At 67.6% G+C, this 17367-nt stretch carries 17 protein-coding genes; 11 read left to right on the forward strand and 6 right to left on the reverse strand.

Translation table 11 applies throughout. The features are described 5' to 3' along the window. Positions 1-2: 2 nt before the first annotated feature. A complete protein-coding gene (locus AKG07_RS16915) occupies positions 3-1211 on the reverse strand; it encodes a THUMP-like domain-containing protein (protein ID WP_053098953.1) in 1209 nt (402 codons plus the stop codon). A 143-nt stretch (positions 1212-1354) separates the two neighbouring features. Between AKG07_RS16915 and groES the strand changes: the two genes are divergently transcribed. From groES to AKG07_RS16930, 3 genes are all read left to right on the forward strand, one after another. Beyond that, positions 1355-1651, forward strand: coding sequence for a co-chaperone GroES (gene groES, locus AKG07_RS16920; RefSeq protein ID WP_039394204.1), 297 nt, complete (start codon positions 1355-1357; stop codon positions 1649-1651). A 143-nt stretch (positions 1652-1794) separates the two neighbouring features. Further along, positions 1795-2733 (forward strand): EamA family transporter RarD, encoded by a 939-nt coding sequence (gene rarD, locus AKG07_RS16925; protein WP_053098954.1) that lies wholly within the window; start codon positions 1795-1797, stop codon positions 2731-2733. A 144-nt stretch (positions 2734-2877) separates the two neighbouring features. Further along, positions 2878-4155, forward strand: coding sequence for an ABC transporter substrate-binding protein (locus AKG07_RS16930; protein ID WP_053098955.1), 1278 nt, complete (start codon positions 2878-2880; stop codon positions 4153-4155). A gap of 119 nt (positions 4156-4274) precedes the next feature. On the opposite strand, the gene AKG07_RS16935 is transcribed toward AKG07_RS16930, so the two are convergent. The 4 genes from AKG07_RS16935 to AKG07_RS16950 are packed head-to-tail and all read right to left on the reverse strand — an operon-like array spanning position 4275 to position 8347. Next, complete coding sequence (locus AKG07_RS16935) at positions 4275-5039, reverse strand: ABC transporter ATP-binding protein (protein ID WP_053098956.1); 765 nt, start codon at positions 5037-5039, stop codon at positions 4275-4277. Then, complete coding sequence (locus AKG07_RS16940; protein ID WP_053099395.1) at positions 5036-6001, reverse strand: ABC transporter ATP-binding protein; 966 nt, start codon at positions 5999-6001, stop codon at positions 5036-5038. The genes AKG07_RS16935 and AKG07_RS16940 overlap by 4 nt, the downstream gene beginning before the upstream one ends. Positions 6002-6047: 46 nt before the next feature. Further along, on the reverse strand, positions 6048-7025 hold the full coding sequence (locus AKG07_RS16945; RefSeq protein ID WP_053098957.1) for a branched-chain amino acid ABC transporter permease: 978 nt from the start codon (positions 7023-7025) through the stop codon (positions 6048-6050). Positions 7026-7030: 5 nt separating this feature from the next. Further along, a complete protein-coding gene (locus tag AKG07_RS16950) occupies positions 7031-8347 on the reverse strand; it encodes a branched-chain amino acid ABC transporter permease (protein WP_053099396.1) in 1317 nt (438 codons plus the stop codon). A gap of 300 nt (positions 8348-8647) precedes the next feature. Here AKG07_RS16950 and guaB point away from each other — a divergent pair, with 300 nt between their 5' ends. Continuing rightward, positions 8648-10150: an IMP dehydrogenase gene (guaB, locus tag AKG07_RS16955; protein ID WP_053098958.1), complete on the forward strand. Its 1503-nt coding sequence runs from the start codon at positions 8648-8650 to the stop codon at positions 10148-10150. Positions 10151-10212: 62 nt separating this feature from the next. Here the strand turns inward: guaB and AKG07_RS16960 are convergent, their stop codons facing one another. After that, the gene (locus tag AKG07_RS16960; protein WP_053098959.1) at positions 10213-10626 is read right to left on the reverse strand and encodes a hypothetical protein; all 414 of its coding nucleotides are present in this window, start codon (positions 10624-10626) and stop codon (positions 10213-10215) included. 217 nt (positions 10627-10843) lie between these two features. Between AKG07_RS16960 and AKG07_RS16965 the strand changes: the two genes are divergently transcribed. Genes AKG07_RS16965 through AKG07_RS16990 form a run of 7 tightly spaced genes read left to right on the forward strand, consistent with a single transcriptional unit; the run spans position 10844 to position 17338 of the window. After that, positions 10844-11887 (forward strand): response regulator, encoded by a 1044-nt coding sequence (locus AKG07_RS16965; protein WP_053098960.1) that lies wholly within the window; start codon positions 10844-10846, stop codon positions 11885-11887. Next, positions 11887-12876 (forward strand): ATP-grasp domain-containing protein, encoded by a 990-nt coding sequence (locus AKG07_RS16970; RefSeq protein ID WP_053098961.1) that lies wholly within the window; start codon positions 11887-11889, stop codon positions 12874-12876. Before AKG07_RS16965 ends, AKG07_RS16970 begins: the two co-directional genes overlap by 1 nt. Then, a complete protein-coding gene (locus tag AKG07_RS16975) occupies positions 12873-13586 on the forward strand; it encodes a PHP domain-containing protein (protein ID WP_053098962.1) in 714 nt (237 codons plus the stop codon). The genes AKG07_RS16970 and AKG07_RS16975 overlap by 4 nt, the downstream gene beginning before the upstream one ends. Further along, complete coding sequence (locus tag AKG07_RS16980; RefSeq protein WP_053099397.1) at positions 13586-15073, forward strand: glycosyltransferase family 2 protein; 1488 nt, start codon at positions 13586-13588, stop codon at positions 15071-15073. The genes AKG07_RS16975 and AKG07_RS16980 overlap by 1 nt, the downstream gene beginning before the upstream one ends. Next, entirely contained in the window at positions 15070-15213 is a 144-nt protein-coding gene (locus tag AKG07_RS17925) for a hypothetical protein (protein ID WP_171821987.1), read from the forward strand. Before AKG07_RS16980 ends, AKG07_RS17925 begins: the two co-directional genes overlap by 4 nt. After that, positions 15210-15557, forward strand: coding sequence for a response regulator transcription factor (locus tag AKG07_RS16985; RefSeq protein WP_053098963.1), 348 nt, complete (start codon positions 15210-15212; stop codon positions 15555-15557). The genes AKG07_RS17925 and AKG07_RS16985 overlap by 4 nt, the downstream gene beginning before the upstream one ends. Beyond that, positions 15554-17338, forward strand: a complete 1785-nt coding sequence (locus AKG07_RS16990) for a sensor histidine kinase (protein WP_053098964.1) — start codon at positions 15554-15556, stop codon at positions 17336-17338. The genes AKG07_RS16985 and AKG07_RS16990 overlap by 4 nt, the downstream gene beginning before the upstream one ends. The last annotated feature ends 29 nt before the right edge of the window (positions 17339-17367 follow it).

Here is a 17367-nt window from a genome sequence, read left to right on the forward strand (position 1 = left end):
CGTCAGCCGGCTGCCGGCACCCGATCGGCGAGGATCGCTCGTCGCTGATCACCCACGCGAGTGAGGATCAGCGTCGCGGTCTGCTCGCCCCGCAGCGCCAGCTTCTTGCGGAAGGCCGCGGGGTCGATGTCCATGCCGCGCTTCTTGATCTCGAGGGATCCGATGTCGTTCGCCTTGAGGACGGCGCTGATCGCCTTCGGGTTCGCCGGCATCGTCTCGCGCACCCGGAACGACTGCACGAACGGACTGGTGACCGCGGCGTCAGAGGTGAGGTACGCGATGCGCTCGTCGAGCATTCCCGCGTCGAGGCTGCGCGCGACATCGCCGATCAGACGCGCCCGGATCACCGCCCCGTCCGGCTCGTGCAGGAACGCGCCGAGTTCCCGCACGGGCTCGTCGACGGCGTCGGCGCCTGCGGTGAGTTCATGTGAGCGCTCGCCGCGGATCACGAGGGCGGAACGGCGGATGCCGTCGCGGGCGAGTGCGCGCGTCCAGAGCACGAGCTCGACCACGCTGCCGTCTGCGCTCACCCACTGCGCCTCGGCGTCGACGGGAAGCGAATCGCGGTCGTGACCGGGACCGAGCTTGATGCCCGTCGATGTGCGCGAGGCCACAGCGAAGGCCCAGTCCAGCGGCGGAGAGTAGTCATCGGACGAGACCCGGCGCGTCTCGCTGTGCCCGGCGGTGCGGCGGGCCGGATCCATCCAGATCGCCTGGTTCTCGTGGCCCTCGACGGGCACGTGCGCCTCGGCCGTGCCGTGGATCACCCTCGCGCTGTCTCCGAGAGGCGCCAGGTTGTACGCCGCGATCGCCGAGGTCACCTCGTCGGCGTCGACGGCGACGACGACGAGCCCTGCACCGGCGAAGGCAAGAGAATCCCCGCCGATGCCGCAGCCGAGATCCGCGACGCGAGTGATGCCGGCGCGGCGCATCCGCTGGGCATGCCGGGCGGCCACGCTCAGCCGCGTCGCCTGCTCGAGTCCGGCGCGGGTGAACAGCATCCGGGCCGCGAAGTCGCCGAACTTGCCTTTCGCCTTGGTGCGAAGTCGTGCCTGTCCGACCACGGCCGAGACGAGCTCGGGCGAGTGGCCGGCCGCACGCAGCCGGGATACGATCCGAGCGACGTCGGCGACCTCGTCGACGGGGCCGAGTTCGTCCAGCGCCTTCAGGCCCTCGGGGGTGAGCAGTGCGCGCAGCTCGGAGATCTCCACTGCCCCAGCTTAGGCGGCGGGCTGTTCGCCGCATTGGCACTCGCATTGCGTGAGTGCCAGCGGAACGCCTAGACTGGATTAGCACTCTCGGGTTGAGAGTGCGAAAAGTCTTCCTGTCAGCGTCAAGAAAGAAGAGGTAGACCGTGTCGGTTTCCATCAAGCCGCTCGAGGACCGCATCGTCATCAAGCAGGTCGAGGCCGAGCAGACCACCGCGAGTGGCCTGGTCATCCCCGACACCGCCAAGGAGAAGCCCCAGGAGGGCGAGGTCGTGGCCGTGGGCCCCGGCCGCATCGATGACAACGGCAACCGCGTTCCGCTCGACGTCGCCGTGGGCGACCGTGTGCTCTACAGCAAGTACGGCGGCACCGAGGTGAAGTTCGGCGCAGACGAGTACCTCGTCCTGTCGGCTCGCGACGTGCTCGCAGTCGTCGTCCGCTGAGACAACGTCTTCGGAAGGCCCGGATGCATCACGCATCCGGGCCTTCCTGCGCGTTCGGCCACCGGTGCATCGATTTCTGCCAATGTCCGGACGGCTGGTCTCGTGGGGCGGAGGCGGCGCGGCGACGGGCATAGGGTTGTGCGGTGACCCCGACGAACGCCGCCTCCCGAGCCACTCAGACGGCGGGAGTCGCGTACGCGGGGGGAGCGTATCTGCTCTGGGGCGTGCTGCCCCTCTACTTCCTGCTGCTCGTGCCCACCGGTCCGTGGGAGGTCGTCGCGTGGCGCGTGCTGCTGTCGTTCGTCTTCTGCCTGCTCCTCCTCACCGTGATGCGCGGCTGGGCCGCCTTCGGCGTCATCGTCCGACAGCCGAGGCTGCTGGGATGGACGGCTCTGGCGGGTGTCCTGATCTACGTCAACTGGCAGGTGTTCCTCATCGGAACCCTCTCCGGGAACATCGTGGAGACCAGCCTCGGCTACTTCATCAACCCGATCACCACCGTGCTGCTCGGGGTGTTCGTGCTCAAGGAGCGCATTCGCAGGCTCCAGTGGGCGGCGATCGGCATCGCGGCGGTCGCCGTGATCGTGATCGTCCTCTTCTACGGCGAGTTCCCGTGGATCGCCCTCTCGCTGACCGCCTCGTTCGGCGTCTACGGACTCATCAAGAAGAAGATCGGCCCCGCGGTCGATGCGGTCAGCGGACTCACGCTCGAGTCGTTCTGGCTGATCCCGATCGCCGTCGTGCAGCTGATCCTCGTCGCCGCCACCCCCGCCGGGATCACGATGGGCTCCCACGGTGTGTGGCATGCGGTGCTTCTCGCGTTCGCCGGTGTGGCCACGGCGGTGCCCCTGCTGCTCTTCGCCGCGGGCACCCGACGCATCAACCTCACCGTCATCGGGATGATCCAGTTCATCACCCCCGTCATGCAGTTCATCATCGGCGCGGTCGTGCTCGGCGAGCCGATGCCGCCCGAGCGGTGGGCAGGCTTCATCATCGTCTGGGTCGCGATCCTCGTGTTCCTGATCGACCTGCTGCTCGCCGCGCGTCGCGGACGCCGGATCGATCAGCCGACACTCGTCTGAACTCCCGGTTCATCCGTCCGGAAACTCGGTGTCGGATCGTTAACGCACCGAAACATCGGCGACCCCTACGCGAAGCCTTTCAGTCCTAGTGTTAGAGCACCCGACCGTGGTCACAATCCACGGCCAGTCACGCAAGGGAGCATCATGACCTCATTCACGCGCTCGCGCAGCGCCAAGATTCTCGCCGGAGTCGCGCTGCTGAGCGTCTCGGCGATCGTCGTCGCAGGCTGCAGCGGCACGCCCTCTGAGGAGCCGTCCGACGGTGGTGGCGGCGGCGGATCGTCGGCCGACCTCACGCTCGAGCTCGGCTCGCTGCTGCCGCAGACCGGTTCGCTGTCGTTCCTCGGCCCGCCCATGGAATCCGGCGTCGGCCTCGCGGTCAAGGAGGTCAACGATGCTGCTGCCGGCGTCACGATCAACCTGACGGCTGAAGACGAAGGCGACACCGACACCAAGGCCTACGAGACGTCGATCAGCAAGCTCCAGGGCGCGGGCGTCACCGCCATCGTCGGTGCCGCGGCGTCGGGCGTCTCCCGCCTGATCCTCGACGGAAACGTCAGCGCCGGCATCCTGCAGATCTCGGCCTCGAACACCGGCCCGGACTTCACCGACTGGGACGACAACGGTCTCTACTTCCGCACCGCGCCCAGCGACCTTCTGCAGGGTGAGGTCCTCGGCAACCTGATCGCCGAAGACGGACACAAGACCCTCGGCGTGATCTACCAGAACGACGCCTACGGAACCGGACTGTTCGACAACATCAAGTCGACGTTCGAGAACGCGGGTGGCGAGGTCGTCGCTGACGCGTCGTACAACGTCGGTGACGGTCAGTTCGACGCACAGGTCGAGACGATCAAGGCTCAGAACCCCGACGCCGTCGCGATCGTGTCGTTCGACCAGTTCAAGACCATCGCCCCGCTGCTGGTCAACGCCGGCATCTCGCCCGACAAGTTCTACCTCGTCGACGGAAACCTGTCGGACTACGGCTCCTCGCCCGACACGAACTTCCCGTTCTCGCTCGAGGGCGCACAGGGCACGAAGCCGGGACCGGCGCTCGAGGACGACTTCACCGACCGTCTGCAGACGTTCTGGACCGGTGAGGGCAACCCCGAGGTCAACGACTTCACCTACGCAGCCGAGGCCTACGACGCGGTCGTGCTCGTCGCACTCGCGTCTCTCGCCGCCGGTTCGACCGAGGGCGCGGACATCGCGGCCAAGATGGCCGAGGTCTCGGGCGGCAGCGGAGACGGTGAGAAGTGCACCAGCTTCGAGGACTGCGCGGCGATCATCAACGACGGTGGAACCGCCGACTACGACGGCTACTCCGGCGAGATCACGTTCGATGAGAACGGCGACCCGCAGGGTGCATCGATCGGCACGTACGAGTACGGCGCCGACAACCTGATCTCCCGCACCAACTGATCACGAGCGAAGGCCCCGGATCCTCGATCCGGGGCCTTCGTCGTGTGCGTGCCCCGCTGCGCGAGGGGACAGAAGAGGGGCGGATGCGAGTCGCATCCGCCCCTCTGTCGTGGGAGCCCTCAGGCGGCGTCGGTGCCGAGAGTTCCGAGGTAGAGACCGATGACCTTCGGATCGTTCAGCAGGTCGCGTCCGGTGCCCTCGTACGCGTCCTTGCCCTGGTCGAGCACGTAGCCGCGGTCGCAGATCTGCAGGCAGCGCCGCGCGTTCTGCTCGACCATGATCGTCGTCACGCCCGCCTTGTTGATGTCGGAGACGCGGATGAACGCATCGTCCTGACGCACGGGGGAGAGGCCGGCGGAGGGCTCGTCGAGAAGCAGCACCGACGGATCCATCATGAGTGCCCTCGACATCGCCACCATCTGCCGCTCGCCGCCCGAGAGCGAACCGGCGCGCTGCTTGAGGCGCTTGCCGAGCTCGGCGAAGATGCCGGTGACGAACTCGAGTCGCTCGGCGTAGATCTTGGGGTTCTGATACAGCCCCATCTGCAGGTTCTCCTCGATCGAGAGCGAGGGGAACACGTTGTTCGTCTGCGGCACGAAGGCGACGCCCCGCTTGACGAGCTTGTCGGCCTTCAACCCGATGATGCTCTCTCCGTTCACGGTGATCTCGCCGCTGCGGACGTTCACCATCCCGAAGATCGCCTTCAGCAGGGTCGACTTGCCGGCGCCGTTGGGGCCGATGATGCCGATCAGCTCGCCCTGTCGGGCGACGAGGTTGGCGCCGTTGAGGATGTTCACACCGGGCAGGTAGCCGGCGTGCACGTCCTTCAGCTCGACGACGATGTCGTCCGTTCGCGGTGCCGCAGCGGAGGTCTCGGCGCTCATGCGTTGTCCTTCTGGTCGTGATCCGGCGTGCTCGTCGCTTCGAGCTCCGCCTCGGCTTCTGCTTCGATCTGCTCGCGGAGCTTGGCGGCGGTGGCGTTCTCGATCACGGGGATGCGACCGGTCACGGCACCGAGATCGAGGTCCTGGTGGGCGCCGAGATAGGCGTCGACCACGGCCGGGTCCTCCATGACCTCGTCGGGCGGGCCCTCGGCGACGACCTTGCCCTCGGCCATGACCACGACCCAGTCGGCGATGTGGCGGACCATGTGCATGTCGTGCTCGACGAACAGCACCGTCATGCCCAGGCCCTTGAGGTCGAGGATGTGATCGAGGAGCGACTGGGTCAGCGCCGGATTGACGCCGGCCATCGGCTCGTCGAGCATCACCAGGGTCGGATCGCTCATGAGCGCTCGCGCCATCTCGAGGAGCTTGCGCTGGCCGCCCGAGAGCGCCGCGGCGAAGTCCTTCTCCTTGGCGTCGAGCTTGAAGCGGGCCAGCAGCTCGCGGGCCTTGACCTCGATCTCCTGATCCTGCTTGCGCCACAGGAACGGGAACAGGCTCGACCAGAAGCCCTCGCCGCGCTGTCCAGGAGCACCGAGCTTCATGTTCTCGAGCACCGTGAGCAGCGACAGCGACTTGGTCAGCTGGAACGTGCGCACCTGTCCCATGCGCGCCACCTTGAAGGAGGGAACGCCCGAGAGGCTCGTGCCGTCGAACGACCAGGTCCCGCTGTTCGGCTTGTCGAAACCGCAGAGCAGGTTGAACAGGGTCGTCTTCCCTGCTCCGTTCGGGCCGATCAGAGCGGTGATGGCGCCGCGAGGGATCTCGACGTGGTCGACGTCGACGGCCGTCAGACCGCCGAAGCGCCGCTGCACGGCATCCGCGATCAGGATGGGATCGACCTTCGGCACGCCGGGGGCCGCAGGGCCCTTGGCGAGTCCGGTGGTCTTCGGTCGGCGGATGCTGCCGGTCGCGGGCGCCGTCTGGGCGCTCTCGTCGGGGGTCAGTTCATTTGACAAAGGTCATCTCCCTCTTGTCTCCGAGGATGCCCTGAGGTCGGAAGATCACGAGCAGCATCAGGGCGATGCCGACGAAGATGAACACCAGGGTCGAGGCCTGGCTGTCGGACATGGGCAGGATTCCGGACCGCGCCATCGCCGGGAGCAGGTTCGCCATGAAAGCGAAGACGACCCAGAAGAGGATGGCCCCGAGTGTCGGGCCGAACACGGTGGCCGCGCCGCCCAGCAGCAGGATCGTCCACAGGAAGAACGTAAGCGAGGTCGTGTAGCTGCCCGGCACGACAGCCGAGGGGAGGACGAAGACGATTCCTCCGGCTGCGCCGATCACGCCACCGACGACGAGCGCCTGCATCTTGTACGCGAAGACGTTCTTGCCGAGCGAGCGCACGGCATCCTCATCCTCGCGGATTCCCTTGAGGACGCGTCCCCACGGGCTGCGCATGAGCGACCACACCAGCAGGATCGCGACGAGCAGCACGATGAGTCCGAACACCCGGTTCCACAGGTCGTTCGCGCTGTAGGTCCACGGTCCGAAGCCGTAGGTGCCCGGCGGGAACGGATTGGCGTCGCGGAACCCGCCGTTGAACTGCGCGAGACCGTCGGCCGAGTTGGTGTACTCGTCGAAGATCTGGGTGGTGAAGAGCAGTCGTACGATCTCACCCGCGGCGATCGTCGCGATGGCGAGGTAGTCGGCACGGAGCCGCAGCGTCGGGATTCCGAGGAGGACTGCGAAGAACGCGCCCCCCAGGAGACCGATGAGCATGCCGACCCACCAGGGGAGCCCGAAGGTCAGCACGGAGATCGCGTAGCCGTATCCGCCGACCGCCATGAAGGCGGCCATGCCGAAGTTGAGCAGGCCCGCATAGCCGAAGTGCACGGCCAGACCGGTCGCCGCCAGCGCGTAGGCGAGGGTGACGGGGCTGAACAGATAGACGGCTGTGTTCGAGAAGATGCTTCCGAAGTCCATGGCGATCAGCCCAACCTTTCCCTGCGTCCCAGCAGGCCCTGAGGTCTGACGAGGAGGATCACGATGAGCACGACCAGGGCGCTCGCATACTTCAGATCCGAGGGGATCCAGAGGGTGGAGACCTCGACCGCGATGCCGACGATGAGGGAGCCGACGAGCGCACCGAACGCCGTGCCGAGCCCGCCGAGCGTGATGGCGGCGAAGATGAGCAACAGCATCTGCATGCCCATGTCCCACTTCACGCCGGGGCGGAAGTAGGCCCAGAGGATGCCGGAGATGGCGGCGAGCGTGCCGGACAGGATCCAGACGTAGCGCACGACCTTGTCGACGTCGATGCCGGATGCTGCGGCGAGCTGCGGGTTGTCGGAGATGGCGCGGGTCGCCTTGCCGATGCGGGTGCGGGTGAGGAAGAACGCGACGCCCACGATCACGACGATGCTGACCACGATGCCGATCAGGTCGATGTAGGACAGCGAGATCGGACCGAACCGGAACGGCTCGGGGCTGGCCCCGGGGAGCTGGCGAGTGCCACCACCGATCATGTACTGGAACGCATAGCGCAGGGCGAGAGACAGACCGATGCTGACGATCATCAGCTGCACGACACCGAGGCCTCGTCGTCGCAGCGGACGCCAGATGCCGGCATCCAGGGCCCAGCCGAAGAGACCGCCCCCGATCACGGCGGCGATGATGCCGAGCCACAGCGGCAGATGCCAGAAGCTCGTCGTCACGAGGGCGACCAGGCCGCCCCAGGTGACCATCTCGGCGTGAGCGAAGTTCGACAGCCGCGTCGTGCCGTAGATGAGCGCCGCGCCCATGGAGGCGAGCGCCAGCAGCAGACCGAAGTTCAGGCCGCCCACGAGACGTGAGAGGAGCTGGTCGATGAAGGACGTCGTCATCCTCTCGCCCTCACCGAGGAAGAGGTTGAGGATCTTCGTGCCGGTCAGGCCGAACTCGACCTCGAACGACGCCGTCGTGCCGGCGATGGGCTGGGTGCCCTCGGGCAGCTGCGCCGCATCGACGATCACGCCGTCGGGGAGGGTCTCCTCGTCGACCGTGAGCGTGTACGTGTCCTTCTCGGGCACGTACAGGCGCCACTTGCCCTCGGCGTCGGTCTCGGTCTCGCCTTCGAAGCCGCCGCCCTCGATCGTCATCAGGACGCCTTCGACGGGGTCGTCATCGAAGGTGATGACACCGGCGAAGTAGAAGTCTGTGATCTCCTGGCCGTCGTCCGTTTCTTCGGCGGAAGCCGCAGCCGGAGGCTGCAACCACAGGAAAGCGATGGCGAGGAGCGACGCGAGCAGGATGATGACCCACCGCATTCCGCTTCGATTCGCCGAGATCGTCGGACGCACAGAACCTCCAGCCCAGTACACAGGCCATGACGGAGTTGTTCATCGGCCCTGATGTACGACGGTATGAGCGTAATGTGTCGGCTCTGTTTCAACCAAGGCACGATCTGCTCACGGTGAGAACGATCCCATCACGAAGTTGCGAAATACCGATAGGTCACTCGGGGCGTCCTGCGCGCGATGTCAGCGGGCGCAGGGAATTTCCTCAGCCGCTCCGCACTTAGAATTGGTACACCCTCGCCCCAGATCGCGCCCGCAGGAGGACTATCCATGGACCAGCACGACCCCTTCGGCTTCGTCGGACTCACGTACGACGATGTGCTGCTCCTTCCCGGGCACACCGACGTCATCCCCAGCGAGGCAGACACCTCGTCGCGGATCACTCGCCGTATCTCGGTCGCGACTCCGCTGCTCTCCAGCGCCATGGACACGGTTACCGAATCCCGCATGGCCATCGCGATGGCGCGAGAGGGCGGCATCGGCATCCTGCACCGCAACCTCTCCATCGCCGATCAGGCGGCCCACGTCGACCGCGTCAAGCGCAGCGAGTCGGGCATGATCACCGACCCGATCACGACGTCGCCCGACGCGACCGTGGAAGAGGTCGACGCGCTCTGCGCCAAGTACCGCATCTCGGGTCTGCCGGTCGTCGACCCCGACGGCCGCCTCGTCGGCATCATCACCAACCGCGACATGCGCTTCGTCTCGGGCTTCGAGCGTCAGACCACCTTCGTGAAGGACGTCATGACGTCGGAGGGTCTCGTCACCGCACCGGTGGGCGTCGCCGCCGGCGAGGTCATCGCCCTGTTCGCGCATCACCGTGTCGAGAAGCTGCCGCTCATCGATGAGGACGGCAAGCTGGCCGGTCTCATCACCATCAAGGACTTCGACAAGAGCGAGAAGTACCCGCTCGCCACGAAGGACGACCAGGGTCGTCTGCGTGTCGGCGCGGCCATCGGCTTCTTCGGCGATGCCTGGGAGCGCGCAGAGGCGCTGCGCGACGCCGGAGTCGACGTCCTCGTCGTCGACACGGCCAACGGCCAGTCACAGGGCGTGATCGACCTCGTCACGCGGCTCAAGGCGGACGAGAGCTTCGCGCACATCGACGTCATCGGCGGCAACGTCGCCACCCGCGAGGGCGCTCAGGCGCTCATCGACGCAGGTGTCGACGCGGTCAAGGTGGGCGTGGGGCCAGGCTCCATCTGCACGACGCGCGTCGTCGCCGGCGTCGGCGTGCCCCAGGTCACGGCCGTCTACGAGGCGTCGCTCGCCGCACGTCCGGCCGGCGTCCCTGTGATCGCCGACGGTGGTCTGCAATACTCCGGCGACATCGCCAAGGCGCTCGTCGCGGGTGCTGACGCCGTGATGCTCGGCTCGCTGCTCGCCGGCACCGACGAGTCGCCGGGCGAGATCGTCTTCCAGTCGGGCAAGCAGTTCAAGCAGTACCGCGGCATGGGCTCCCTCGGGGCCATGCAGACCCGCGGCAAGCAGACCTCGTACTCGAAGGACCGCTACTTCCAGGCCGACGTGCCCAGCGACGACAAGCTGATCCCCGAGGGCATCGAGGGACAGGTGCCGTACCGCGGCCCCGTGTCGGCCGTCGCGTATCAGCTGGTCGGCGGACTGCGGCAGTCGATGTTCTACGTCGGAGCCCGCACCATCGAAGAGCTCAAGCAGCGCGGCAAGTTCGTGCGCATCACCGCGGCGGGTCTCAAGGAGTCGCACCCGCACGACGTGCAGATCGTGGTCGAGGCGCCGAACTACAAGCGCTGAGACGGATCGAGAAAGGGGCCGGATGCGAACGCATCCGGCCCCTTTCTCGTCCGGCCGCGAACTCAGCTGCAGGTGTAGGTGACTCCGCCGACCTGCCACACGCCCGGACCGAGGTCGGCGCACATCGCGAACAGGTTCGCGAAGACGCTCACGAGCACGATGATTCCGATGATCCAGATCACGGTGATGACGGCGCCGACCGCGATTCCCGCGATGGCGAGGCCGCGCGGTGCCCCGGCCTTGCCGAGCCTGACGGCGGCGACGATGCTCAGGATCAGTCCGAGCGGGGCGATGACGAAGGCCAGGACGAGTCCCGCGACCGCCAGCCCCTGCCCGGCCGGGGAGGGGTACGGCGTGGGCTGTCCCGGGCCGGCCATCGGGTAGGCGGCAGGATCCACGGCGGCATCCGCCGGTCGCGCTCCGTCCCACGCGGGAGGGCTGTACTGCGGGTCTTCGGGCCGCGTCGAGTCGGTCATGGTCGCTCCGTTTCGAGAGGGGCGGCCGTCCGCAGACCGCTTTCATCCTCGAGAGTACTGAGGGAGCAGCCGTGGCCGCCATCGCGGCGGTCTGTTGATATGCCAGTATTTAGAGACACCCGCTCGACTTCCCCTCGAGCTCCCGGCGCGAAGGGCGCAGGGAGTGCCACGCCGGCAGCTGACCGGCAGGGGGACTTCCCCACTGAGAGCTGCAGATATGCCCCAGGATGCTCCCCGCGTCCTCGTCGTCGACGACGACCCAGACGTCGCCCTGCTCGTCAAGACCGTGCTCGAGAGGCGGGCCGGCTGCGAGGTCGTGGTCGCTCACGATGGCGAGTCCGCCGTCGCGCGGCTCGAGACCTTCACGCCGGACGTGGTCGTCACGGACATCGAGATGCCCGGACTCGACGGGCTGGAGCTGCTCGCGCAGCTGCGTCGGAACGACCCGCTCCTGCCGGTGGTCGTCATGACCGCGCACGTCTCGGTCGAGTACGCCGTCTCGGCTCTGCGCGCGCAGGCCGACGAGTTCCTCACCAAGCCGCTCGACAACGTGAAGCTCGTCGAGGCGGTCACCCGGCTCGTGACGGAGGGGCGCACGCGCCGCGAGGCCAACCGCACCAAAGAGGTGGTGCTCGCCATCGGCGCGCACCCCGACGATGTCGAGATCGGCGTCGGAGGACTCCTCGCCGCGCACTCCCAGGCGGGCGACTCGATCACGATCCTCACCCTCTCGCGCGGTGCGCGTGGGGGAGACGCTGACAGCAGGCAGCACGAATCGCTCGCCTCGGCGGAGATGCTCGGTGCGCGACTGTTCGTCAAAGACCTCATCGACACCGAGATCTCCGGCGGCGGAGCCACGGTCCGGTTGATCGAGGAGGTCGTGCAGGAGGTCCAGCCGACGATCGTCTACACGCACTCGTCGAACGATCGGCACCAGGATCACCGAGCGGTGAGCGAGGCGACGATCGCCGCGACCCGGCGGGTCGGAACGGTCGCCTGCTACCAGAGCCCCTCGGCGACGATCGACTTCCGCCCGACGCGTTTCGTCCGCATCGACCAGTACATCGGTCAGAAGCTGCGGCTGCTCGAATGCTTCGGCTCGCAGACGGCGACCCGGGACTACCTCGAACCCGAGTTCGTGACGGCCACCGCTCGCTACTGGTCGCGCTTCGGCGGAGGATCGGCGGTCGAGCCGCTCGAGGTCGTCCGTGAGACCGCCGAGTTCATCGGCGCCCACGAACTCACGCGACGGGAGAGCTGATGAGCGCGCGCGTACTGGTGACGGGCGCCGGTGGCCCGGCGGGCGTCGCCGTCATCCGCTCGCTGCTTCGTCGTGAAGACCTCGAGGTCTTCGCCGCGGACATGGACGGCTGGGCGAGCGGCATCTACCTCGTGCCGCCGACGCACCGCCGTCTCGTGCCGCCGGGGCGCGATGACGACTTCGTCTCGGCGATAGCCCGCATGGTCGAGGATGACAGGCTCGATCTCGTGATCTCCACCGTCGATGTCGAGCTGATCGCGCTCGCCGGCAGGCGCGAGGAGCTGGCTCCGGCTGTGCTCGCCGCGCCCTCGCAGGACACGCTCGCCGTTGCCCTCGACAAGCTGCTGCTCGCCGAGCGGTGCGAGTCGACCGGTCTCACGCCGCGTACTGTCCTCGCGGGCCCCGATGCGCTGGCGGTCGATTGGGAGTTCCCCGTCTTCGCCAAGCCTCGTCAGGGAGCCGGCAGCCGCGGCGTACGGCTCGTCCCCGACCGGGCGGCGCTCGAAGCGCTGCCGCAGGACGAAGGACTCATCGTGCAGGACTTCCTCCCGGGCGAGGAGTACTCGGTCGATGTGATCGCAGATGCCTCCGGCTCGGTCGTCGCGGCGGTGCCGCGGACCCGAGCCAGGGTCGACTCCGGTGTGGCCATCGCGGGGCGCACGGTGCACGACGACGAACTCGAGAACGCGGCGGCATCCATCGCCCGGGCGATCGGACTCGTCGGCGTCGCCAACGTCCAGCTCCGGCGCGACCGCGACGGCCGAGCGGTGCTCCTCGAGGTGAATCCCCGATTCCCTGGCGCGCTTCCGCTCACGATCGCCGCGGGAGTCGACATCCCCTCGCTCGTCGCCGACCTGTTCCTGGGCCGCGGGATCCCGTCGACGGTCGCCTTCCGCGAGATCGCGTCGGTGCGCTTCCTCGAGGACGTGATCGTCGAGGTCGACGAGATCCTCGTCTCCGCGCACGCGGGACATCAGGAGGAACTGTGAGTCACGCGCTGCTGCGAGGCGACCACCACGTGCATTCGACGTTCTCGGATGACGCGGTCTCCACTCTCGCCGAGAACGTCGCCGCGGCATCCGCTGCCGGTCTCACGACCGTGCGCCTGGTCGACCACGTGCGGCAGTCGACGCCCTGGGTGCCCGAGTACCTCGCGGCGGTGAGGGCGCTGCGCGTGCCCGAGGGTCTGACAGTACTGACGGGAGTCGAGGCGAAGATCCTCGATGCCTCGGGAGAACTGGACATCCCCGAGCTGCCGAGCGGGATCGATCGCATCCTGATCGCCGACCACCAGTTCCCCGGAATCGACGGACCCCTCGGTCCGAGCGCCGTCCGCGAACGGCTCGACGGCGGCTGGGCCGCCGAGGACGCGCTCGATCAGCTCGTGTCGGCACTGATCGCCGCGATGCGACGTCACCCCGGCAATCAGCTCGCCCACTGCTTCTCGATCCTGCCCAAGATCGGTCTCTCCGAAGCGGAACTCGGTGCCGATCGCATCACCGCGTGGGCGACGACGGCGGCCGAGACCGACACGCAGGTCGAGGTGAACGAGAAGTGGGGCTGCCCCGGCATCCCCCTGCTCGAGGCGCTGCGCAGCGCCGGCGCCGAGATCGTCGCGTCCACGGACAGCCACATCGCGTCCGACGTCGGACGCTACGCGCGCGTGACAGAGATCCTCGACCGATGGAGGGCGAGCTGATGGCCGAACTGAACTGGGTCGAGACCGTCGTCGTCGTCATCCTCCTGCTCTGCGTGCTGGTCGGCACCCTGCCGGTGATCAACACCGGGCTGCAGTTCCTCGCCCTGCCCGTGCACGCGTTCCGCAACCACTACGGCAAAGCGGCACCGCACCATCCCCGCGTCGCGGTGCTGATCCCGGCGTGGAACGAGGGCCTCGTGCTCGGCCAGGCGATCGAACGCCTGATGCAGCTCGAGTACCCGGCCGACCGCCTGCGCATCTTCGTCATCGACGATGCATCGACCGATGACACCCCCGAGGTGGTCGCCGCGAAGGCGGCGGCATTCCCCGGACGGGTCGTGCATCTGCGTCGGGACAAGGGCGGCGAGGGCAAGGCGCACACGCTCAACCACGGACTCGACATCGTGCTCGCGGACGAGTGGACCGAAGCGGTGCTGATCATGGACGCCGATGTGATCTTCGCGCGGGATTCGCTGCGCAAGATGAGCCGGCATCTCGCCGATGAGAAGGTCGGCGCCGTCACCGCGTATATCGCCGAGGGCAGTCGCGACCGCAACTACCTCACCCGGTTCATCGCGATCGAGTACGTCATCGGGCAGCTCTCGGCCCGGCGGACGCAGAACGTCGGGGGAGCGATCGCGTGCCTCGCCGGAGGTGCGCAGCTGCATTCACGCGCGAATCTCGAGGCGATCGGCGGCCGGATCCCGACGGGAACGCTCGCCGAGGACACCATGACGACCTTCGAAGGGCAGCTGGCCGGGCGCAGGATGGTGTTCGAGCCGCACGCGGTCGTGCTGGCCGAAGAGCCGCGCACGATCGACAGTCTGTGGAAGCAGCGCCTGCGGTGGGCCCGCGGCAATGTGCAGCTGACGTCGATCTACCGGCATCTGTGGTTCCGCCCGAGCCGAGTGCACAACCTCGGCAGCTTCGCCTTCGGGCTCGCGTGGTTCACCATCCTGCTGCTGCCGGCCTTCATGATCCTCGCAGCCACCGCGCTGCTCGTGCTGCTGGTCCTGCACAGCGACATCGCCGAGTTCGTGTTCCGATTCATGTGGATCGCCGCCGCGTGCATTTATCTGTTCTCGATGCTCTACGCCGTGCAGCTCGATGGGCGGATCGGCCGACAATCGTGGCGTGAGGCGCTGATGTTCCCCGGGCTCGGCGCCCTCATCCTGATGGCGATCGCCCTGTTCCCCTGGCTGTTCGAATCGGGCCTGAACGACCTCGGGCTCGCGCTCACCGACGAGACGCGGTTGATGTGGGCTGTCGTCTTCTACCTCTGGGGACCGATCTCGATGCTCGGGATCTGGCTCGCCCGTGTCGTCGAGCCCCTGCCGGCAGGACGGTTCTTCGCCGGGCTGCTGCTCTACGTCTGCGGGTACGGCTCGCTGCTCTGCGCCATCACGGTGGACTCCTACATCAAAGAGTGGCGCCACGCCGACGCCGCATGGATCAAGACCGAGAAGATCGGACGGGTCGACTCATGACCGAAGCACCTTCGAGAAGCGCCGAGGAGGAGGAGATCGCCGCCGACGCCCGTCGGGAGAAGCTCCTGATCCCGCAGGCCCTCCTCGCCCTGGGCATCGTCGTCGTCATCGTGATCGTGCGAGAGCTGTTCCTGCGATGACCGCGCGGCCGCTGGCCCTCGTGGTCGAGGACAGCGCAGACCAGACAGCGCTCCTGAAGCGCTATCTCGACCGCGAGGGCTTCGACGTGTTCGCCGCGGTGGACGCCGAATCGGCGATCGCCGCATTCTCGACGATCTCACCGGTCGTCGCCGTGCTCGACCTGCTGCTGCCCGGCATCAGCGGCTCGGAGCTGGCGAGACTCATCAAGACCCGCTTCCCGGAGTGCTTCCTGATCGTGAGTTCCGTGCTCGACGTCGCCGACTACCCCGACGCCGACGCGGCACTGCCCAAGCCGATCATCGGCGCCGAACTGCGGGCACTCCTCAGAGAAGTGGCACGATGACTCCGACCAGCACCGTCCAGCAGACGATGGAGCGCAGCTGGCGCCGGTACTTCGACAATCCGACGCCGCTGATGAAGCAGGGGCCGACGGCGATCGCCGTCGCGGTCGCCTCCGTCCTCATGTTCACAATCCCCGGCATCCCGGTGACCGACACCGGCGTCGCGATCTTCGGCCTCGTCACCATCGCGGTGGTGACGGCACTCGCGGCCGTGCTCTCGGTGCGCGGGGTGTACGACGGCTGGGTCGTGATGCTCATCCCGATGATCGACATCCTCGGATTGGGTGCGATTAGGGCGGGTACCGGTGGGCCGGCATCCCTCTTCTCCTCATTCGTGCTCCTCCCGGTCATCTGGATCGCCGCAGCCCCCGGTCGCCGCCAGGTCGTGATCGTCGGTGTGTTCTCATCGATCGCGCTGCTCATGCCGAACATCATCGATCCGCCGGAAGACCCCGTGGCCTGGCTTCGCGGTGTCATCGGCCCGCTGGTGTTCGCCACCGTCGGTGCGATCGTGAACGAGCTCTCCCGACTGCAGAGACTGCGCACGGCCCAGGCCGAGGCGCATGTCGTCGAGCGCACGGCCGCTCTCGCCGCGAACGAGGCGATGCTCGAGCAGCTGAAGTCGAGCGAGCAGCAGTACCGCGCGCTCTCCGAGTCCTTCACGAGCCTGTGGAACTCCATTACCGGCCAGGCGGTCATCGCCACCGACAACTGCGGGGTGATCACGGCATGGAATCCGGGTGCGGTGCGCCTGCTCGGCATGGCGGTGCCGGACGCGCTCGCCGCCGTTCCGGTCGACCGGTTCTTCCCCTCGCACGCTCTCGCCCCGTTCGCGACCGAGGCCGCCGCCCACGCTGACGACGGGCTCCACCCCGGCCTGCGTGCGCTGTTCGACGATGCCGACGCCGGTCTGCCGGTGGACTCGCACATCGACGTGGCGACCGTCGGCGGATCGACGGTTCCCGCGCGCGTCACCGTCACTCCCTACCAGGACTCCGACGGCTCCCGACACGGCTACCTGCTGGTGATCACCGACGAGACCAGGGCGGTGGAGGTCGCGCGCATGAAGGACGAGTTCGTCGGCATGATCTCGCACGAGCTGCGGACACCGCTCAGCGCCATCATCGGCTTCCTCGACCTGCTGCAGAACGATCCCGCGCAGCCTCTGACGACCGACCAGCAGGAGTTCGTCGACATCATCGAGCGCAACGCGCAGCGCCTGCTCAACCTCGTCGGGGACCTGCTGTTCACCGCCCAGGTGGAGTCGGGCCGCTTCCCGCTCGAGCGCCGAGACGCCGACGTCACCGAGCTGGTGCGCAGCGCCGTCGCATCGTCCGGCCCGCATGCGCAGCGCGAGGGCATCGAGATCGTGGCCGAGATCCCGGCGACTCCCGTCGTGCTCTCGCTCGACTCGGGACGAATCGGCCAGGCCCTCGACAACCTGCTCTCGAATGCGATCAAGTTCACCGCTGCGGGCGGGCGGGTCACCGCGGGCGTGCGTCTCGTCGACGGAGGCGTCGAGCTCTCCGTGCGCGACACCGGTGTGGGCATCCCCGAAGACGAGCAGGGCATGCTGTTCACCCGGTTCTTCCGCGCGTCGACAGCGACCCGCAACGCCGTGCCCGGCGTCGGTCTGGGCCTCACGATCACCCGGGCGATCGTGCTCGCCCACGGCGGCACGATGGACGTGACGAGCAGAGAGGGCGTCGGCACCGAGTTCCGCATGCTGCTCCCGGCGGCGCCGCGCACCGAGGCGATCCAGGTGGTCGGCCGCACTCGCTGACCGGTCGGCCCGATTGCTGATAGCCTGGT

Source organism: Microbacterium sp. CGR1 (genome assembly GCF_001266755.1).
Lineage (GTDB): Bacteria > Actinomycetota > Actinomycetes > Actinomycetales > Microbacteriaceae > Microbacterium.